We start from the raw sequence: 20821 nt of genomic DNA, 5'->3' as shown, positions 1-20821 counted from the left end.
TCCATAAATGGAACGGCGCAGTCGAATAGGGGCTCGACCCTGCATGCATGCGTTCGAGCCCCTGCGGCATCAGAAGCGGTTACTTCCAATACATGTCGGCGAAAGGAATCTCGTATTGGTTCGAGAGGAAGCCGACGCCGCCCAGTTCAGCATTGAAAAGCGCTTTGTTGGTTTCGAATGAAATCGGCAGATAGACCGCGTCCTCGTGCAAATGCGTGAGCACGTAGCGATAGAGTTCGCGGCGCTCTTTTTCATCCGTACTCGTCAGGATCTTGGTGATGGCTGCGTCGATTTCATGCTTGTCAGGGAGACCGAGCTGAGCCTCATAGTCGCCGTAGACACGCTGACGCATTGCAGCGAGCGAAGACTGCGGATCATAGGGCGTTCCCCAGCAGATATTGAAGACCATGTCGAACTTGCCGTTCTTCATGTTGTCGCGATAGGACTGTTCTTCTTCGCCGCGGATTGAGATCTGCATGCCGAGCTTGCCGAATTCGCTCTGGAGGTATTCAGCAATCGTCTTTTCAGAAACCGAATTGGAGTTGTAAAGCAGCCCAAGCGCCAAGGGCTTCCCGTCTTTGACGGCAGGCGCGCGCTTGCCGTCACGCTTGTAGCCGGCTTCTTCAATCAGTTTGGCCGCTTCCTTCATGTCGTACTTATAGGGCTTCAGATCGATATCGCAGTACGGAATCGAAGTCGAATAGAGCGTGTCAGCGCCCGGCTCAAAGCCGTGGAAGACGCCCTGTGAGATCACCGACTTGTTCGTCGCATGCTGAATGGCCGTGCGGATCTTCTTGTCCTTGAGGATATCGTTGGTGGTATTGAGAACGATCTGACGGGTTGAAGTGGGCGAAGAAACGGCAATCGAGAACTTCTTGCTGTCGCGGTACTTGTTGAGCGCGTCAGCATCGATCATGTTCTTGCCCCAGATGAGGTCGATTTCGCCTTTTTCCAGCGCCAGAATACGCGTCTGATTGTCTGGAATGACCTTCACGACGATGCGCTTAATGGCGGGTTTTTTGCCCCAGTAGTCCGGATTGGCTTCAAAGACGGAGTATTCGTCAACCACATGCTCCTTCAGCACATAGGGACCGGAACCGATAAAGGCGGTAAGACCGTTCTTGGTCTTGCCGTCCTTCATGACGTTGGGCGAAACAAAAGCAAAGGGGCGTGTAACCGCAAGCTCCGTGAGCATCGGGTAGTAGGCTTCCTTCATCTTAATAACGAACGTGTTGGCATCCGGCGCTTCTACGCCTTCAAGAAGACGCATCATTTCAAGCCAGGAGTGACGCGTTTTGTTGTCAATCAGCGCATCAAAGTTCGCCTTGATAGCATAGGCGTCAAGCACGTGGCCGTCGGTGAACTTCAGATTCGGGCGAATTTTGAAGGTGTACACGCGGCCGTCGGGCGAGATGTCCCAGCTTTCGGCTACTGCTCCGTGATACTTGCCGTCATTGCCAAGGGTGACGAGCCCTTCAAACACCATTTCCTGAGCGAACATTTCGCCGGCATAGAGGTGCGGATTCAGATCTCGAAGATCACGGTAATTGACGAATACCAGAGTGTCTTTACCCTGAGCTGCTGCGTGAACAGGCGTCGGCGAAGTAAAAAGAACAGTACCAGCGAGGAGCGTCATGCAGACAGCGCTGCCAAGCGCACGGCGGGTAAGGCGGAAGGGCTTCATTAGCAAGGTCCTTTCGTTGAGAATTAGAACGAGAATTGTTATCGATTATACGGAAAGAACTTTGTATGTTTAGATTCGTAAATTAGTTAACGTTTACTTACCTGCGCACCTTTGTTAAAAATCAAGCGTTGTACATCTTTAATCGGTAAACCAATAAATTAACGTGACTCTTTATCGTGTTGAATGGAGTAAACGATTGATGTGTTATGCGCCATTTCATGGCGCTTTCATTTTGGCATCGCCTAATCAGGGTTTGTGCTTAGCGCATTAATGCAGGATTGTTGGCTAATCAAAATCCGGTCTTAAGCCCCTTCGACAGCCCGATCGGGCGGCACGGGGTTGAGACTGCCGCTTGGATGCCTGCAATTTCTGATGAATTGAAGGTTTGATGAGAAGCGGTTCTATGGCAGGCCGCAGCTCCTCAAGCTTCTGCAGAATTGGACGGAACGCAGAACGAATGAGTCTGCGTTCCGTCAAAGTATGTGAACACTCAAGCCCTAAGAGGTTCCTTTGATTTTTGCTGATTCTCATCGATTCAAAAGATGGCCGCACAGCCTTCGACCTGAATCATCGGCTCCGCTCTTTGGATTCGGCAGCCGCAGCATGCTCAAAGATGCGGTCTACCCAGATGCCGTCGGCTTCGATGCGTTTGGGCTGCAGGTGATCGCCATCCCGATACCAAGCCTGCAGATTGCATTTCTGACCTGGGCAGACAATAGGGGTGGGGTCTATATATTCAGCAGCGTCACCAAGAATTCTTTGGATTTCTTCATTGCCGCGCTTCCAGTCATCGGCTGCTGGGAATGGCTGCACCATACCGACGGCGTCGCCCGTAATACGGTTGACGTGCTTCAAAGGATCGTAGATGCCTTGCTGGCCGCCGACATTTGGCGTCCAAGGGTAATCCAGCATTACATAGACCTTCAGGTCTTTCCGGGTCTCGAGCAGCGGACGGACCGTTGCGGCCACCTGGTAAAACTCTTCCTCTTTAATTTTTCCGCCCCACATGCTGCCGATGACGAGCGTGTGTACACGCTTGTCTGCAACAATCGCCTTCACTGCACGGGCATAGTCCCCCATGCGTTGGTCATTGAAAAGGAACCATCCGGCTTTGGCAATCATGCCGAAGTTGACATGCTCGCGTTCACTAAGCCGCTGAGCGCGCAGATAGTATTGCGCCATATGAGAGTCGCCAATGAAAATCAATGACGGGAATGCATTGGGGTTGGGGGTGGCAATATCCACGCCCTCATATTTGAATCTGGGGGCCTTTTCAAAGCCATCCCATTCATTCTCTGCACGAACAGAGATCACCTTGTCCTCAAATTTAAGCGGGCGCTGAGGGAATCCGTCAGTTTGGCGAATAGTCTCTCCGAGTGCCAGCATTAAGACTAAGCCAGCCAATAGAAGAAGAACGGCTTTGCCGGAATTGCGGCATCGGCGAATAGGATTTTCGACATAAAAATATACGAGCGCGGCAATGACAAAACTCAGCGCCAATGCGGCAATCAATACGGAGGGCGTTGCATCCGGCACGGCGATAAAGAGATAAGCCAAGAGCGGCCAGTGCCAGAGATAAAGTGAATAGCTGATCAGCCCGACAAAGGTCATCGGACGCCAGCAAAGAAGCGTACGGTTGAAAAAGGCATCGGGTTCAGCCGCGATGATCAGAACAGCACCGAGAACCGGAATCAGCGTGATAAGTCCGGGATGCGCTGCGCTCTCAGTAACGAACGCCATCGGAAGGACGATCATCAGGATGCCGGCGATGGACAGCCCATTGCGGACATTTTGGGAAAAACGCGACGTACTGAACCCAATGAAGGTTTCAGAATAAGACAAAAGAATGCCGGCACCTAATTCCCAAAAGCGAGTCAATGGGAAGTAGAAGGCAAAATTGCGATCCGAAGAGGAGAGGCAGGCTGCGAGTGAACCCAATGCAATGAGAGCAGCAGCGATGCCAATCATCTTCACAGAACGGCTTAAGCGCCAGATCAGCGTACAGATGAGCGGAAAAACAATGTAGAACTGTTCTTCAATGGCCAGGCTCCAAAGGTGGAGCAGGGGTTTGCGAAGTGCATCTTCCGTGAAATAGCCAATTTCACTGAGAAGCTGGAAATTTTAAATGAAGAGCGTGCTTGCATCAATGTGCATCCCCAAATTGGCATATTCATCTGGGAGAAGAATGAACCAGCCCGCTGCAGCCACAAAAGTGAGCAGCAAAATGAGGTTGGGAATAATGCGCTTGATGCGCTTCTCATAGAACTCAAGGTAGCTAAATGAGCTGCTCGCTATGCCGCGGAAAATGATTCCGGAAATCAGATAGCCGGAGATGACAAAAAAGACATCCACACCAAAGAAGCCCCCGGGTATCAGAGACGGAAAAGCGTGGAAGATCAGTACAGGCAGAACCGCCAGCGCGCGCAGTCCTGTAATGTCGTTTCTCCATAATTTGGGGCGGCTGGCGGCGGTCATCGGGGTCATGGTCTTCAGCGGCCGCTTAAGGGCATAGGCTCGCGGCGCAATGTTTGTTTTGATCATTGGAACAGCTGTTCGGCTGGCGCAGAATCATATCTGCTGATGAGCTAAGGCGTAGTGCCTAAGTTCATGAGAAATGCAACGACTTAATGCACAGAATGGCTCTATGCCCGCATGCCGCAAATGTGCCCAGCTCTTTCACCATCCGCTATGCGCTCCCGGCATCACAAACTAAAGAGCTCGTCTGCCGCAAAGCAAACGAGCTCTGAGAAGCTGTTAAGGAACAAGCTGCATGCTTCATCAGCAGCGCGGGTCCCAATCTCTTTATGAGAAGAGCGGAATCAAGCCGTAAATGAAGATCGCAAGAATGACCACCGGAATCACAAAGCGGACAAACTGGTACCAAATATTGTAAACGGAACCATGGAGCTTCCCGCCGTTGGTAATTTCATCGAGCGCCCGATTCTTCATGACCCAGCCGACATAAACCGCAGCGCCGAGTGCTGTCACGACAAAACAGATGTTGCCGGAAATGAAGTCATAGGCATCGAAGACGGAGCGATTCAGTATTCGAACATCGGCGAGCGGTCCGTCGCTCAGAATGCAGGGAAGGTTGCCGAAGATGAAAGTGAAGATCAATGCAGTGTTGATGGCATTGACGTAGAGGAAGCCGAACTTTTCATGCAGCACCGAGATGATGACCTGATAGATGGTAATGGAGGTAGTCAGGGCGGCAACGACGAGCAGCAGGAAGAACACAATAGCGAAGAAATTCCCAAAAGCCATGTGCGAGAAGGCAATGGGAAGCGTCTTAAAGACGAGCGAAGGACCGGAATCCGGGCTCAGGCCGGCGCTGAAAAGCGACGGGAAAATCATGAAGCCAGCCAGAATGGCGATCAGCGTGTTGATGATGCCGGTAATGACGGCGGTCTTCACCATGCTTTCATCTTTCTTGAGATGACTCGAAAGGGTGATCATGACGCCGAAACCAAGGGAGAGTGCAAAGAACACCTGCCCGAGCACGTCAAGGAGGAGCTTGCCCGAAAGCTTGCTGAAGTCGGGCATCAGATAAAAGCGAACGCCTTCCCAAGCGCCGTCAAGCGTTAGATTGCGGGCAACCATCACGATGAGGCAGAGAAAAAGCAGCGGCATTAAGAATTTCACCGATCTTTCAATGCCCGCGATAATGCCCTTGCGGAGAATCACCCAGTTGATCAGCACAAAGACGGCTGTGCAGATGGTGATCATGAGAGGGGATTGCTCAATATTGGCGTGGTAGAAGGTGCTCGTCAGCTCTTTTGTGACCGGGGAGGAAAGGTCAAGACCGCCCTCTATGCCAAAAAGTCCAAGAATCAGGTGGTAGATATAGGTTATGACCCAGCCGCCTAACGGCATGTAGTAGGACAAGATGCCGAATGCACCCAGAATGCCTGTGTAGCCGAAGAACTTCCAGAGCGGAGAGTATTTAGAGCCATCAGGCAGAAAGGCGTCGATACTGTTGGCCTGCCCGCGGCGGCCAATGACATTTTCGACGAGGATGATGGGAATGCCCACAAAAAGCATCACCAAAATGAACATCAGGACGTAGGCACCGCCGCCGTTCTGACCAACGAGATAGGGGAAGCGCCAAGTTGCGCCGAATCCGATCGTAGCGCCCGCTACGGTCAGAATATAGGTCAGCCGACTGCTCCAGGTTTGTCGTTGTTCCATGCCGTATCCTTTTAGTTGTTTGTGCAGGATGGATGTCGAGGGAATCCGCATCCCGCATATGCCTGCCGTCATTCCATAAGGACGCCGGCAGGTGTTTGAAGCAGCGGAGTCGGGTTGAAACCCAACGATGAAGCACCTCAGTTCTGCGCTATAAGCCGCGCAAAACTGATCCAAACTGCAAAAAACGTAAGTTTATACGATGCGCATGGCGCGCCGCCGTTTGCGGGGCAAGCGGACTCGTCATACCTGAGGTTTTCGACAGGCGTTCAATACCGGTGATTTGCTCCAAATATTATTCAACATAATAGTCGTTATGTTGAATAATGAAGATTTCATCCGATTTTCTCATCCGTATGAAGATTTATACTGTCGTCCTTACGGTGCTCATACAGCTTCATTTTTTTCAAATAAAACGGAGAGCTTCGATGCGTCAGTGTATGGATGCAGAAAATCTGCATCGCCGCCTGAAAAAAATTCTGGGTCAAGTCCAGGCCATTGACCGCATGATTGATGAAGATGTCCCCTGCGAAGATGTCCTCGCCCAAATCAATGCTGCCAAGTCAGCACTGCACGGCTGCGGCCGCGTTGTTCTTGAGGGACATATCAAACACTGTGTGCGTGACGGCATTGAACATGGTGATGCCGACAGAACCATTGACAGTTTTACCAAGGCGGTCGAACGCTTCGCCAACATGACTTAACGGCATGTTGGTTTGACGGACGAACCTCCCGATGAAATGAGCGGCAATTTGCCGCTCTTTTTTTTGGCAGCTGTCGGATTTGCAGATAGGAACCGCTCGATTTCACTTGCGTACCGTTACCCCTATAGGTATCATGCGTACGAAACAAATACCCGTGGGGGTATATCGAAACGGGTTTTCGGTCAGCCTAAACGAGGTCGAAAACACGGCAAACCACATCCGTCTGCAGTCATGAAATACTTCGTCAGCAAACTCGTCGATGGCCTTGAATATCTTCTCGGGCTCGGCGGCATGAAACGCGACATCGCCTTTCTCATTATTTCGGGCGTTGCCCTCTTATTAAGTCTTTTTGACGCTCCGCTTCCCTTCTCCGCTGCCTGGGTAGCCATCATCCTCTGCGGCGTGCCGATTGTCACCGAAGCCTTCATCGGCATCATTACGAAATTCGATATCAAAGCGGACCTTTTGGTATCCCTTGCCCTAATCGCCTCGGTCATCATTGGAGAAGATTTCGCTGCAGGCGAAGTGGCGTTCATTATGCAGCTCGGGAGCCTCCTCGAAGAACTCACAGTTGCCAAAGCTCGTGCCGGCATTGAAAAGCTCGTGCATCTCACACCTCAGAAAGCTCGGTTAATCACCCCTGAGAACGAGCAGATCGTGCCGGCCGAAGCCGTTAAAGTGGGGGATCTCCTCCGTGTTCTGCCCGGGGAGACGATTCCGGTTGACGGCGTGATCATCTCCGGTCATACATCCGTAAACCAAGCCGTTATGACCGGAGAATCGCTTCCTGTTGACAAAGAGCCCGGCGACGAAGTCTCGAGCGGTACAGTCAATCAATTCGGTGCTTTTGACATGCGTGCTGCCAAAGTGGGCGAAGACAGCTCCATTCAGCGCATGATTCGTTTGGTTCAGTCGGCTGATGCCGGCAAAGCCAAGATTGTCGGTATTGCGGATCGCTGGGCCACTTGGATCGTCGTCATCGCCCTAACCTCTGCCGCTTTGACTTGGTTTTTCACCGGCGAAATTATCCGAGCGGTGACGATTCTCGTCGTTTTTTGTCCTTGCGCATTGGTTCTGGCGACGCCGACGGCCATCATGGCTGCCATTGGGAACGCAACGAAACACGGTTTTCTCGTCCGTGAAGGCGACGCGCTTGAACGCCTGGCTGCAGTTACCAAGATTACTTTCGATAAAACAGGGACGCTCACTTACGGAGCGCCCAAAGTGGTGCATGTTGAATCGATTTCTGCAGATTTCACTGCGGATGACCTTTATGCCGTCTGTGCTGCTGCAGAACAATTCTCCGAACACCCGCTCGGCAAAGCGGTAGTGCGGTGCTTTAAGAGCGATGTCAGAGCCGCCATTGATCCGTGTGAAGCTTTTGAAATGCTGCCGGGCCGAGGCGTCAGTGCTTCAGTTAATGGTCATGCCGTATTGGCCGGCAGCCGGGAGCTCCTTACTGAACACGGCGGTGCAGTGCCCGAAGAAGCTGAAGCTGCTGTTCAAACACATCTCAGTCAAGGCCACACGATTGTTTATATTGCCGTCGATCAGAAAATGGTCGGCTACGCAGCGCTCGCCGATACCGTTCGAAATGAAGCGGCTCAAATGATTAGAGCTCTTGAAGGGCTCCACGTTTCGCCCGTGCTCTTGACCGGCGATCATCACAGCGCCGCACAAGCCATTGCCGGGGAACTCGGCATTCGCGACGTACACGCCAACTGCCGTCCTGCAGACAAATTGAACTGGATCAGCACCTATCAAAAGCGTCTGGAAAACGTCTGCATGATCGGCGACGGCATCAATGATGCCCCTGCTCTGAAGAAAGCCAATGTCGGCGTTGCCATGGGCGGTATTGGGAGCGACATTGCCGTGGATGCTGCTGACATTGTGCTCGTCGATGACGATGTCAAAGAGCTGCCGCACCTCATAGCGCTCTCTAAGCGCATGCTGACAACCATCAAGGTGAACATGAGTTTCTCGATGATTTTGAATTTCATCGCGATCATTCTGGCGATGCTGGGCATTCTTAATCCGGTCGTTGGCGCACTGGTGCACAATGCCGGCTCGGTGCTTGTCATTATCAACTCGGCCTTCCTGCTCAAATGGAAGCGCCGGTCAGCTTAAAGCAGACTGCTGAAAAAAATTGGGCTGAAGCATCGCTGCGGTGCACCAGCCCAGTTCGTGAAAGATAACGGCGTTGGCGGCTCAAAGATCATGCCCGGAAATGATGAGATGCTCTGAAATCTCATCAGTCCCCTTAAACCGTCAACGCCCTTTTATGAGCAGCCTTCCCTCCCAAGGTTTCTAAGGCGAAAGAGCCAAACACCGCAAAAGCGCCTTGGCTCTCTCCCGCAAAAAAGAATTAGAAGCGGTGCTGCAGACCGACCGTTCCGAAGATCTGATTGAAGCGGTCAACCGTATCGAGCAGCTTGTCGCCGTCAGAATATGAGACGCCCGAATAAAGCTGCGTGCGCTTGGAAAGGTTGTAGTAGTACATGAGCGAAGCCTGATAAGCCGTGCCCTTCGTTTCCTTCATGTTGGTTGAAATGCCCTTCCAATCGGCGTTAATGATGCCCAGACCCGCGCTGAAGAAATGCGCTCCCATGGGATAGCCCACGCTCACGAAACCGACAGTCAGGTCCATGCCGTCTTCGGAATTTTCGTAATTCGTCAATCCGCCGACGCCTTTAATCATATTGGCCATGTCCGGTGCACCGCCGATTCGCCAATCATTGCTGCCTTTATAGAAAATGGCTGAAACAGCCGGGCCGCCAAAATCGTAGCTCCCGAGGATATGAATGCCGGCCGTTTCGTTTTTGCGAGGCTTCGTGCCGTCAGTATGGCTGGGACGCTCCCAGTTGAGCACCGTACCGATACGAAGTGACTGACCCGTCCACCCGAAGGCGGCTTGAATCACATGATTGTTGTTGGACCAGCCGTATTCAGTTTCTTCGCTGCTCGAACCATTGGAATAAAAGCCCTGAACGAAGAATCCGTCGTCGCCGTTCGTACGGAAGGCGATGGCATTGTCCATTTCACCCACGTTGAAGACCATGGTGGCCGGTGCCATGCCGGGCAGTCCGGACGCCGTCATATTCGCGCGGAGCTTGCGGAAGACCGAATACGGATCGGAAGCACACGTGAAGGTTGAAATTCGGCCCATTGAAACTTCAATCTGACTGTTGCCCGCATAAAGACGAGCTACGCGATTGAAGAGACGGTCGTTTTCCCACATGGCGCCCGAATCCGTGCTGTAGCCGTTTTCGAGCTGAAACCCCACATAAAGACCGTTGCCCAAATCTTCGCGGCCGGTAATGCCGAAGTGCGAATCGGTCGGCGTCTGCTTGTATTGCGCCATACCGACATTGCCGTTGTCGGCTCCTTCAGTCTTTTGGTAGTAAAGACCGGTGGCAACCAGGCCGTACACATTGACGTCGGCTGCTTGAGCGGCAAACGGCATGATGCCGGCTGCGGCAGCGGCGGCCAGAATGGCCTTGCTGATAGGCTTGAGTTTCATTTGTGAGCTCCTTTATTTCCTGCGGAATTGGTCTTGTCCGCAGGCTGCAAAAAAATGAGGCTGTTCATCTGAAGCCGAGTGATGCTGGTGAATTCATCAGCTTGCGGCTTCAGAGGAAGTTGTGAGAAGACGCGTCGACCCTCTTGCGATTTCTTGGGAACGAAATATGTTGAGGATCGAGCGTCTCAGCGTGACGACGGATTAGTGCGTGAAGGCTTGTTCAACGCTGATCGGAAATGCCTGATAGCCCATGACCGAGTTGATTTTCAGTTCAACAGCCGGCTTCGTTTCACCCCAGCGGTATTCCGTGAGATACGGATGAGCCGGTTCTTCCTTAACGTTGGGACCAGCGGACGGGCCGAGAAGACCAGCGGTGGAATAGAACACTACGACGGAGTTTTTGTCGGCCATGTACTTCGTGATGCCGGTCACCGGGCTGAAATATTCGTGGCCAAGGTCCTTGCCCACTTCCCAGAGCTGCTGCACGGTCATCTTCTTCTGATCGATCTTGTAGATCACCCCGCGGGTGTATTTCTCTTCGGCGAGTGCGGGCTGCTCCAGACCACGGCCGTCGCCGTTGTCGAAGACCGACAGAATCAGGGTATCCGCATCAGACATTTCGTCGATGCGGTAGGCCGTGTGCTGCGTCCATGTCCAGTCAAAGTTGCCTTCGCACTTACCGTTCTCGCACTTGATAGGTTTGCCGTCTTTATCAACAGGCTGCAGAACTTTTTCTGCCCAGCCCTTCTTCCAGCCGTCCGGGGCGCCGAGAATCCACTTCACTTTCTTATCGCGGCCAATCTTGATGGCGGCGGACTGGTGGCGGGACGAAATGATGATTGAGTCATCCGTCGGATCGTAGTCGACGGAATTGACGTGGGCCCAGTTGCGGCCTGCGCCGACACCTACAACGTCACCAAAGTTGTCGCTTTTGTCCATTTCGGCGAGTTCAGCGGCGCTGATGGTCTGACCGGCCTTGGAGGCATCAATATTGAGACACACTGCGCCCTGATCAAGCGTCTTGATGACGTTGTCGCGGTACGGATCGAGAATTTCCATCAGGCGGAAATCGTCAACGACGCGGCCGTCCTGATCAATTTCAACGATAACGTCGCGAACGGTATGAACGCGTCGGCCGTCGGCACGGCGGTAGTCTGCAGAACCGACGCGCAGGAAGGAATGTCCGTTCTGTGCGTTGTCAAAAGAGTGCGAGAAATCCGAATAACCCGACGGCAGACGACGGTCATATACCTTGCGGCCGATGAGATCGTACTTGCAGTAGTTCTGGCCGTAGCCCCAGGTGAGCGCGCCATCCTTGGTCTGCTGGAACCCCATGAAGTATCCCGATTTCCAGGGATTCTCATTGTCGCCGATCTCCTGATCCAGGAGCCACCAGCGGACTTCGCCCTTCGTGTCGATGATGCCGATATTGGAATTAAAGGCCCATTCCACCGCGCCGCCGGACGGGTTGTTCCAAACGAAGCGGCTGCCAACAGGCATGGTGCTCATGAGCTGCGAATTGATGAGGTAGAGGCGATCGGAAAAATCCGGATCAACATGGACGGGCTTGACTTCAAATGGCTTTACCTGATTGGGCATGCCCGTTGAAACCGTGTACACACTCGGCACATAAAACCGATAGGTATCTTTGAACTTTTCAGACTTGCCCTGGAACGTGCGCGTGTAGCTCACTTCGACGGTGTTCTGCCAATCCGGATAGAGACCGAAAACCGGAATGCCGGCATGTGTCTTCAATTCTGTGCGGGAAACTTTATAAGTAATCTCCTGACCGTTCGTCTTCGGCACGATGCGGACGGTGACATCCGAAAGATCGTATCCAGCGTCACGGATGACTGCAGTGAGCGGTGCCACTTTGTACGGATTGACAATCACTTCGCCAATGTTGCCCTGCACCGGATACGTAACGTGAGGACCCGATGGGCCGCCCATAGCCATGGCGGGGGTTGAAATGGACAGCATCATGGCAGCCGCTGCGACGGCTGCACAGATTGGGACAATCTTCTTCATTTGTTTCTCTTTAATTGATCCGATAACGCTGCCGGAAACAATGTTCCGGAATGAATCAAAGTTTAGAAAACCAAACGAAGTGTAAAAATTGTCGAATTTCCGCTATCGACACGCACGGCTTGCAACATCGGCTTTCATGTTTAGAAAGACGCTGCTGATCGGCGAACGGCGGTGCTGTCCCTTTATGAACCGCGTATTTTTTAGAATGGCGTCTTCACCCTACTCGCTGCACACCGAGCAGATTGAAGCGGCTTCAAGCGACGCCATGGCTTCGCGCCACCCCGCTTCATCGTCAGAGCAATACCGGCTCCATCGCCGTCCGGCGCAGCTAATCAGGAAAGAACGCACCCACTGCCGGAGTGGATCCGCATCGGTGCGCACGCTCCAATAGAGGTGCGGCACCCACGGCGGAATCACAATATCTTTTGGCTTCAATGCAGCGAGGGGCAGCCGTTCCGTCAAAATTTCTGCGAGCGGAATGGGATGAATGGTGTAGCCGTCAGAATCTAAAAGCGACCATGCGTTGGCCAAAAAGAACGGCGATTGGAGAAAACGCTGTGAAGAAATTTCGTGAAACGGCATGATCATGGCGTTGAGGCCCGACGGCTGACTAACTGTAGGAATCACCATCGGATATCGAGCTAGCTCCTCTGGACCGACGATGCCGTCAGGCACCTCGCAAAGCGGGTGATCTTTGCGAACCAGAACACAGTGAGGAGCAGCAAGCAGCAGACGCTGACGCAGCGAGGGATCTGCAGGCAGATGCGGATCGCAGGCATACATGAAGTCAACCGCACCGGATCCCAATCCGGCAGCGGACTGACTGCCCAACGGCACGATTTCGATGCCGAGCTTCGGCGCGCGCTGATGAAGTTCCTTGAGGAACGGCATGATAAAGACCATGGCCGTGTTGTCGACGGCAGCAATGCGGATGACTTCACTGCTTTCAAGAATATTGAGTGTGGATGCACCGCCTAGAAGTGAATCCAGCGCTTTGAAAACATTTTGCAGGCGCGGCAGCAGCTCCAGAAGCTGAGGAGACGGCACCATCTGCGGGCCATGCCGGCTGAAAATTTCGGTTCCGAAAATAGCCCTCGCATCAGCAAGCAGTCGGGAGGCCTGCGAAACGGAGAGTTTCATCGCTGCTGCAGTCTTCGTGAGGGACTGTGTATTGCTCAGAATGAGGACTAAACGCAGTATGCGCAGATCGATCCGGTCAAGATCGAGATGTGCAGTGTTGGTGGTAGGCATGGTGAATTCTGTGTTTTCTATTTGGGATCATCTAAGTCAGGTTCTGATGTACGCCTGTCGACCCGAATGACTTCTCGCAGATTGCTTTATTTGTTTACTTTAATAATATCAAATCTTCTATTTATTTTGATGTACTTTATGAACCTATTTTATAAACATTAAGATTACACAATGTAAATGAATACCGGCAATTAAAGGTATACTCGTTGCAAGTTAAATACAGTTCAATATTTACTTTTGTTTTGGTTTTGATAAACGGGCATTTCTTTTTTTTGCACGTTGACGGGGGGGGGGGATAGATATAAATTGCAATGCACTTAAAGCATCCTATTGGAGGTTTACGATGCAGGTGCTTCAATTTAAAACAGTACATCTTGCCGTTATCGGAGCTATAGCCAGTGTTTTTGGCATGGCTGCTGAAAACATTAATGCAGAACCATTGTTAACCTACGAGCAAAATAAAGTTGTTGACAATGTACTTTCCAATGCCGATGCTGGAACACAAGGCTTTTTATATCTGAATAAAAAAGGAGAAACTTACTCAGGCCAGAACGCTTCATCCGATACTCTGTCCTTCGTCAATAAAACAACAGGAACGAATTCGCTGGTTTACCTTACAGGCACAGGTGGATCGTTAACGGTCAGCAAACTCAGCGAACTCAATTTTTCAACAGAAGAAAGGCTTATCGGGAAGGCGGGCAACGGTGCTGATAACGTTGCTATTTTAGTAAACTACAATGGCAGTCTTTCTGTGACTGACGTTCAACAAGTCAATTTTGGCACCCAGAACAAGCGGTTCCAGGGAGATCAGGCCATTAACTCCTGGGGCGGCGGCAAACTCGACTTCAGCGGGATCAAAACACTTGCGTTTTATACGGATGGCGGTCAAGCCATTAATATGCAGTCCACGTCAAGTCTGAGCATCAAGGATGTTGACACGCTGATACTGGACAACTATCAATCTCAAGAAAAGGCTGCGAATTCTCTCTATTCTGCCATTCAATTAATGGTCATGGCAGGTGATAATGGAGCTTCCGCCGATCAACAAACGGTGGACGTTAATGTCGGCAATCTTGTGATTAAAGCTGACTCAAAGTACACTCAATCAGCCGGCATTTCGGTTACTGATTACACGAAAGATTACCAAGGAACGTCATCTATTAAGGGATCGTTTGCTGCTAAGAATATTTCGATCGACGGCGGTACTTACGGCATTCGATCTAATCGTTCTACTGAGAACTCCCGCGATTCTGTTTTAGACGTTACGGCCGAAAATTCACTTGTGGTCAACGGCGGCAAGAATGCTGTATGGCTCCATAATGCTGCAGGTAAGGGAATTACTTTCAACGCTGAAGCTGCGAATGCCACATTTACGGGCGGCGAAGAAGGTGTTCTCAGTGAAAACGGCACGGCATCCATTAAGGCTGACACTCTGACCGTTTCGGGTGATAAAAGTGCACTCAATTTTGATAAAGGCAGCTCTCTGACGCTGGCAAACAAAACTGACTCACAGACCGCCAACACTACCTTGAACGGCAATGTCACCATTGCCGGAAGTGCAACCTTTACGAATCAGGATATCCATCAGTCTGCCGGCACTTTCCATGTCGGTACTCTCAATGCCTCTAATTCAAAGCTCACCTTCAATACAACAGAAGAAAACGGCGTTACGGTTGAAACGCTGACGGGCGATCTCAAGCTCGAAGCCGGCGCTTCTGTCACCGAAAAGCTGGGTTCAGCGGAGAAAGTCGCAGGTGCGCTTGATTCAATCATCGGGGGCGGCGCAGCTTCAACTCTCAAAGATAACTTTGTCGGCGGCGAAGCCAGCGACATGACGGGTGCCTGGAAATACGATGCCGCCACGGGTGACGTTTCCTATGAGGGTTCACGTCTGTCGCCGACTTTGACCGCAGTGACCCATGCCAACGCAGCGAATCTTGCTCAGTGGCGCTATGAAGTCAATCACTTGAGCGAACGCCTGGGCGACGTGCGAAGCCAAAACGGTGCATTGGGTGCTTGGGCTCGTGTCTACGGTACGGACGCTAAGGTTTCTGACGCCGTTTCCACGAAGCTCACCAACAATACGATTCAGGTGGGCGGTGATGCCAAGGTGGGTGACACGTGGATTGTCGGCGCCGCATTTGGCTACACCGACAATTCAACGGACTTTTCGAACGGCAGCGCTGACAGTGACGGCTACACCCTTTCCGTCTACGGCACGGCAGTTCTTCCCACCGGCAGCTATCTCGATTTAATCGGCCGTGTTGGTCGGATCAGCACCGATATTGATGTATCAACCGTCACGCCGTTTAAGGCTTCCTATGACAACACGACGGTTGGCTTGTCCGCGGAGGTTGGTCACCGCTTTGATCTTTCGCAGATCTTCTATGTCACGCCGCAGGCTGAGCTCGCCTACGGCCGTGTATTCGGCGACGACTACACTGGCAGCAACGGCATGAAGGTTTCTCAGGACGATTTCGATACGTTGATTGCCCGCATTGGCTTCCAGGCCGGCGCGAACTTCGCTGATAACCGCGGATCGATCTATCTGACGGCTTCGGTCAACCATGACTTCTTGGGCGACACAGAAGCCACCGCTTCGAAAGCAGGTGCACAGGATCAGAAGCTCAAGGAAGACCTGGGCGGCACTTGGTTCTCGTACGGGGTCGGCGCGCAGTTCAGCACGACGAACAACCTCTCCTTCTATGGGTCGCTCACGCGTGCCAACGGGTCTGATTATCAGGAGGACTATCACTACTCCGTCGGCGCACGTTACGTGTTCTGATGAAGCGGCCTGTCAGGCTTGTGATTTTTGAAATCTTTTAGATTTCAGTTTAAGCGCCTTCAGTCGATGCGGCTGAAGGCGCTTTTGCTGTCAGTCTGAACGCTGCGGCTAATCCGTAAAGGGCAATGCTTCTGGGGAGGTTGCCCGTGAATGCGCATGCTTAGCCGTCAGCATCTTTTGATGGCGGAAATAGAGCCATGTGAGTGCTGCAGTCGTCACGGCCCAGCTGATGGGATAAACGATCATGAGCGTATCAAACGTCGGATCAGCGGCGAAAACCGTATAGACCCAGACGATGCGGATCGAGCAGATGCAAAAGAGCGTCACCATCGCGGGCGGCATGGAATAGCCGTAGCCGCGCATCGCATCCGAAACGGTTTCCATCACCACGCTGATGGGTTCAGCCAGCACGACGAGGAGAATTCGTGTAATGGCAATTTCCATCACGGCTTCGCTGTGCGTAAAGAGGCTGAGGATGCTTCGTTCGAAAATGAGCACAACCGCGATCATCATCACGGAAGCACAGAAATTGAGCCCCATTGACACCCAGGTAGCCCGTCTGCAGCGCGCCAGATTGCCCGCGCCGTAGTTCTGACTCACGAAGGTGGTGGCCGCCAGACCGAACGCGTTGATAAAGCAGTACACATTGATCTCAATCGTGAATGCGGCTACTGACCCCGCCATCACGTCCGCTCCCAGGCTGTTGATAGCCGCCTGAATGATGAGGTTGGAGAACGAAAAGACCGCCCCCTGAACGCCCGCGGGCCAGCCGATGCGGATGATCGAACGCAGCGACACGGCGTCTGGCTTCAGAAGCCGGCGAAGTTCAAGTCTGAGCGGTCCCGTCATGCGGCATTCGCGCCAGAAAAGAATCCCCGCGGCAAGCGCATTGGCGAGAACGGTGGCAAAGGCCACGCCCCCAGTGCCCATGTCGCAGACCAACACAAAAAAGAGATTGCCGGCGATATTGAAAATCGTGGCAAAGCAGAGTGCCCAAAGCGGCGTTTGGGTATCCCCTTGACTGCGATAAACAGCGGCCAAAAAGTTGTAGACCGCAATGAAGGGCATGCCCAGCAGGTAGACCCGCAGGTAAAGTTCAGAATCGGCCTGCACCGATTCGGGCACTTCAAGGCAGGCGATGATCCAGTCCGCCCCGATTTCGCCCGCGATCGCCATGACCACGCCGAAGACAACCGCCACATAAAAAGCCGTGTGAACGCCCCTGCTCGCCCGCTCTTCATCGCGCATGCCTAAGGCTTGAGCGACCACCACATTTGCGCCGAGCGCGAGTCCCATACAGAGACTCACGATTAATCCGATGATCGGGACGTTGTTGCCTACGGCCGCCATGGCCTCGTCTGATACAAAGTGCCCGAGTACGGCGACGTCGGCGGCGTTGTAGAGCTGCTGGAGCACGCCGGTAAAGGCGAGCGGCAGCGCAAAGAGGATCATCTTGTCCCAGATGGATCCGCTGAGCATGTCTAATTTGCGAGTTCTGCTCATAAGCGAAAGATAAGAGCGCAAAAGAAAGCAAGCGCCCTGCTGACGGCGGATTCAGCAGGGCGGCTGCGAAAGGACTTATTTTAAAGGGAGCTCGGTATCTTTCGGTATCCGCAAAAGATCTCAGCTCCCCTATTCCAGTGCTCTGTCGGACGATTGAGTTGGACCTGAAGTTCTTCCGGATCTTGGCCAAAATTCGTGAAGGCCCTTGTGCATTCATTAAAAATCGCAATGACGCGATTGAGGGGTGCAGTCTCGGACGGGGCAAATCGGCTTGATGGATTGCAGTCCTTCGGGGCAGCCGAGCTTCGCGGAAAAGTTTGCACGAAGCTCGGATTCCTTAAAGTTTCACGCGTAGCGAATGAGCGAGAGGAGAAGGACAGCGGCGAACCCCGAAAGGAGCGGCACGCAGGTGCGCTTGACCACCATGAGCGGGTTCACCTTCACCACGGCAGCAACGATGATCACCACGGCAGCCACGGGCGAAGCCGCGCGGATGACGTTGGAGGTGAGCTGCATGGGGAGTGCAACCATAATCGGGTCGATACCCGCTTTGTCGGCGATTTGCGGAATGAGTTCAATGAAGGAATAGAAAACCGCGTTGCCCGAGCCGCTCACGAATGTGATGAGTGCGGTGATGCCGGAAAAAACGAGCATCAGACCGGCGCCGGCATTTTCTACGCCCGTGACCAGACCAGAGATGGCATCGATGAGTCCCATGGCCTTCAAGCCGGCCACCATCGTCGAGGCTGCAACGATGAGCACCACCACTTTCGAGAAGCCGTCGCCCATGCCGTTGAAAAAGGTCGACACGTCTTTCATGGCGGCTTTGACGTCGCGGCGGCGGATGGTTTCCGCAATGAAGGCGAGCGCAAAGGAAAAGAGCGTGATTTCAACGAGCCCGACCTTCGCGTGCTTGAAGCAGGCCCAGAAGAAGATCGTGAGTCCGAGCGGCAGCACGGGGAAAACGGCGTACCACGCGGGCGCGTCGGCATTGACTTGGCGGAGTTCCGACTCATCTACCGCAGCATTGATTTCGCCTTCGGTGCGGTCGAGGTGCTTCTGCCAGAAATAATGCACGATGCCCATCACGATGATCGCCGGAATGGAGATCACGGCGTGATGGTAAAAGACATAGTCGACCACATGATCAAAGCCGAGCACCCGGGCTGCGACTACATTGTCTCCGCCCAAAGGCGTCGGCACAATGGTTGCCGTTGTGGCAATGACGCCGGCAGCGGTGAGCGGCGTCATCTTGGCGGCTTTAAGCACCGGATAGAGCGTTGCCATCAGAATCACGGCAAGCGACGCAGCGCTCGGAATGATGATGGAGAGGAGCGTCCCCAGCCAGAACACCAAGGGCACCAGGATGTAGGGAGACTTCACGGCCGCGAGCGGGCGGCTCAGAAGTTCGATCACCTTGTCGTTGGCGCCGATTTTGGACATGTAGGCAGCAAAGCCGAAAAGCGTCAGGATGATGAGACCCGCGTTGGCGTACTGCTTGATGAAAAGATCCTTGACGGCCTTGAAGGGATCCGCCCAGGCGAGTCCGGAGGCATCTTTGCCCGTCAAAACGTCACTCCCCATGATGAGCGCGGCGTACATCAAGAGGAAGCCGGCCGCAAAGAGCACGACTTTGGCATCGTAGTTTTTGGCAATCGCCCAGCCGGCGAGCACGAGGATGAGAATGGCGAAAATAGTGGCGAACATGACGGCGTTCGGGCAGTACGTTGGAGGAATCGTGCCGGGCGGGGTCAAGAGCGCTCCGCGCACGACGAAAAAAGGAAAGCGGCGATTCTCTCGCAAATTGACTTGAGTCTCAAGTGCGGAGAAATCATGAAGCGCGTAATCGTTTACCCGAGGCCTTGACCAAACGGAAACGTTCGTCTATAGATTGTGCCTCCCAACACTTAAAAGAATGACCCTTATGCGCAGCACCAACCCCGGCTTTGTCCCAGACTCCCCCTTCACCCGTGAACTCACCGCCAAGCAGCTCGCCTTTTTTTCCGCTTTTCCAAAGGCTGAACTTCACTGTCATCTTCTCGGCACGACGAGCCGGGAAACCTTCATTGACCTTGTCCGCGATTCCGACGCTCCGATTTCCATGGCTGAAATCGAAGGCTTTTACACCCGCGGTGAAAAGCCCGTGGGGGTGCTGCGCATCTTCCGCGCACTGGAATCGTCGATCCTGAAGAAACCCGAATATTTAAAGCGCATTACGCTCGAGCACCTTGAACGCACGGCTGCTCAGGGCGTGCGCTACATCGAACTCTTCTGGAACTGGACCGGCCTCAAGCACTTCATGACCTATGCCGAAGGTCAGGACGCTATTGTGGCCGGCCTGATCGAAGGCGAAGAAAAATACGGCATTGTCGGCCGCCTCGTGCCGTCGATTGACCGCGAAGCGCTCCCGGAAGATGCGGTTGAACTGGTGCGTGAAATGACCGCTCACCGCTCTCCCTGGGTCATCGGTCTGGGGATCGACTACCGCGAAACGCTCCACGAACCCGAAAATTTCTGGAAAGCCTATCGACTGGCACGCGATGCCGGCTTTAAATTGACCGCGCATGCGGGCGAATTCGGCGAACACTGGCGCAATGTGGAAACCGCCATGGATCTCCTCGAGTGTGAGCGAATCGACCACGGCTACACGATTACAGACAATCCGGAGCTCGCTGAGCGCGCCGCGGATCGGGGCATCCCTTTTGCCGTGGTGCCGACCAATTCCTACTATCTGCGCACTTTCACGGATGAAGAATGGGCGGTCAAGCACCCGATCCGCCGCATGGTTGAGCTCGGTCTCAAGGTCTTTCCCAACAGTGATGACCCGACGATGCACCATATCTCCATTTCTGAGAGCTGGCTTTTGATGATGAATTGGCTGGGATTTTCGCTTGCCGATCTGCGGGGATTCTTAGCCAACAGCATTGATGCTGCATGGGTTGACGATGAGACGAAGATCGTCTGGCGTCAATTGTGGCTCCCTGAATTTGACCGTTTGGCCCGCGAAGCGTTTGGTGCTGACTGCCTGCCGGCAGCTTGAAACGGATGTGCTCCCGATGGCGTTTGGCATGATTGATCAAGCTTGAAACACCGTCGGCACACTGCTTTTCAATGTATCTTCGAGCTGCTGCGGAAGTTAAAGCACTCGCAGCAGCTTTTTT

General features: G+C 53.1%; 12 protein-coding genes and 1 pseudogene. 4 read left to right on the top strand and 9 right to left on the bottom strand.

Annotated elements, in window-relative coordinates; all coding sequences use genetic code 11:
* Positions 1–79: 79 nt before the first annotated feature.
* From nikA to DES29_RS05250, 4 genes and pseudogenes are all read right to left on the bottom strand, one after another.
* Positions 80–1684, bottom strand: coding sequence for a nickel ABC transporter substrate-binding protein (nikA, locus tag DES29_RS05260; RefSeq protein ID WP_113854548.1), 1605 nt, complete (start codon positions 1682–1684; stop codon positions 80–82).
* Positions 1685–2251: 567 nt separating this feature from the next.
* Positions 2252–3070 carry an SGNH hydrolase domain-containing protein gene (locus DES29_RS12600; RefSeq protein ID WP_269089628.1) on the bottom strand — a complete coding sequence of 273 codons (819 nt, stop codon included), beginning with the start codon at positions 3068–3070 and terminating at the stop codon, positions 2252–2254.
* 90 nt (positions 3071–3160) lie between these two features.
* Positions 3161–4159, bottom strand: a pseudogene (locus DES29_RS12595) (acyltransferase family protein); the annotation flags it as partial.
* 327 nt (positions 4160–4486) lie between these two features.
* On the bottom strand, positions 4487–5872 hold the full coding sequence (locus DES29_RS05250) for a sodium-dependent transporter (RefSeq protein ID WP_113854547.1): 1386 nt from the start codon (positions 5870–5872) through the stop codon (positions 4487–4489).
* A gap of 425 nt (positions 5873–6297) precedes the next feature.
* Here DES29_RS05250 and DES29_RS05245 point away from each other — a divergent pair, with 425 nt between their 5' ends.
* A complete protein-coding gene (locus tag DES29_RS05245) occupies positions 6298–6573 on the top strand; it encodes a metal-sensing transcriptional repressor (protein WP_005431283.1) in 276 nt (91 codons plus the stop codon).
* A 231-nt stretch (positions 6574–6804) separates the two neighbouring features.
* Positions 6805–8700 carry a heavy metal translocating P-type ATPase gene (locus tag DES29_RS05240; RefSeq protein WP_021995224.1) on the top strand — a complete coding sequence of 632 codons (1896 nt, stop codon included), beginning with the start codon at positions 6805–6807 and terminating at the stop codon, positions 8698–8700.
* A gap of 238 nt (positions 8701–8938) precedes the next feature.
* Here the strand turns inward: DES29_RS05240 and DES29_RS05235 are convergent, their stop codons facing one another.
* The 3 genes from DES29_RS05235 to DES29_RS05225 form a co-directional block, all read right to left on the bottom strand.
* Positions 8939–10093, bottom strand: coding sequence for a porin (locus DES29_RS05235; RefSeq protein WP_021995225.1), 1155 nt, complete (start codon positions 10091–10093; stop codon positions 8939–8941).
* Between the two features lie 201 nt (positions 10094–10294).
* The gene (locus tag DES29_RS05230) at positions 10295–12121 is read right to left on the bottom strand and encodes an aryl-sulfate sulfotransferase (RefSeq protein WP_005431277.1); all 1827 of its coding nucleotides are present in this window, start codon (positions 12119–12121) and stop codon (positions 10295–10297) included.
* Positions 12122–12340: 219 nt separating this feature from the next.
* On the bottom strand, positions 12341–13372 hold the full coding sequence (locus DES29_RS05225; protein ID WP_021995436.1) for a LysR family transcriptional regulator: 1032 nt from the start codon (positions 13370–13372) through the stop codon (positions 12341–12343).
* A 751-nt stretch (positions 13373–14123) separates the two neighbouring features.
* Between DES29_RS05225 and DES29_RS05220 the strand changes: the two genes are divergently transcribed.
* Complete coding sequence (locus tag DES29_RS05220; RefSeq protein ID WP_236578947.1) at positions 14124–16157, top strand: autotransporter outer membrane beta-barrel domain-containing protein; 2034 nt, start codon at positions 14124–14126, stop codon at positions 16155–16157.
* 108 nt (positions 16158–16265) lie between these two features.
* On the opposite strand, the gene DES29_RS05215 is transcribed toward DES29_RS05220, so the two are convergent.
* Both DES29_RS05215 and dcuC read right to left on the bottom strand, forming a co-directional pair.
* Positions 16266–17636 (bottom strand): MATE family efflux transporter, encoded by a 1371-nt coding sequence (locus DES29_RS05215; RefSeq protein ID WP_021996043.1) that lies wholly within the window; start codon positions 17634–17636, stop codon positions 16266–16268.
* A 369-nt stretch (positions 17637–18005) separates the two neighbouring features.
* Positions 18006–19415 carry a C4-dicarboxylate transporter DcuC gene (gene dcuC, locus DES29_RS05210; protein WP_021996042.1) on the bottom strand — a complete coding sequence of 470 codons (1410 nt, stop codon included), beginning with the start codon at positions 19413–19415 and terminating at the stop codon, positions 18006–18008.
* A gap of 169 nt (positions 19416–19584) precedes the next feature.
* On the opposite strand from dcuC, the gene DES29_RS05205 reads away from it, so the two are divergent.
* The gene (locus DES29_RS05205; RefSeq protein WP_005431263.1) at positions 19585–20700 is read left to right on the top strand and encodes an adenosine deaminase family protein; all 1116 of its coding nucleotides are present in this window, start codon (positions 19585–19587) and stop codon (positions 20698–20700) included.
* The last annotated feature ends 121 nt before the right edge of the window (positions 20701–20821 follow it).

This window comes from Sutterella wadsworthensis (genome assembly GCF_003315195.1).
Lineage (GTDB): Bacteria > Pseudomonadota > Gammaproteobacteria > Burkholderiales > Burkholderiaceae_F > Sutterella > Sutterella wadsworthensis.
The sequence above is the reverse complement of the archived record's forward strand: the minus strand, read 5'-3'. Positions and strand labels throughout refer to the sequence as shown.

Bases quoted from the DNA above. Each gene is read 5' to 3' on its own strand.
- nikA (WP_113854548.1), bottom strand. From the start codon at position 1,684: ATGAAGCCCTTCCGCCTTACCCGCCGTGCGCTTGGCAGCGCTGTCTGC.
- DES29_RS12600 (WP_269089628.1), bottom strand. From the start codon at position 3,070: ATGCTGGCACTCGGAGAGACTATTCGCCAAACTGACGGATTCCCTCAG.
- DES29_RS05250 (WP_113854547.1), bottom strand. From the start codon at position 5,872: ATGGAACAACGACAAACCTGGAGCAGTCGGCTGACCTATATTCTGACC.
- DES29_RS05245 (WP_005431283.1), top strand. From the start codon at position 6,298: ATGCGTCAGTGTATGGATGCAGAAAATCTGCATCGCCGCCTGAAAAAA.
- DES29_RS05240 (WP_021995224.1), top strand. From the start codon at position 6,805: ATGAAATACTTCGTCAGCAAACTCGTCGATGGCCTTGAATATCTTCTC.
- DES29_RS05235 (WP_021995225.1), bottom strand. From the start codon at position 10,093: ATGAAACTCAAGCCTATCAGCAAGGCCATTCTGGCCGCCGCTGCCGCA.
- DES29_RS05230 (WP_005431277.1), bottom strand. From the start codon at position 12,121: ATGAAGAAGATTGTCCCAATCTGTGCAGCCGTCGCAGCGGCTGCCATG.
- DES29_RS05225 (WP_021995436.1), bottom strand. From the start codon at position 13,372: ATGCCTACCACCAACACTGCACATCTCGATCTTGACCGGATCGATCTG.
- DES29_RS05215 (WP_021996043.1), bottom strand. From the start codon at position 17,636: ATGCTCAGCGGATCCATCTGGGACAAGATGATCCTCTTTGCGCTGCCG.
- DES29_RS05205 (WP_005431263.1), top strand. From the start codon at position 19,585: ATGCGCAGCACCAACCCCGGCTTTGTCCCAGACTCCCCCTTCACCCGT.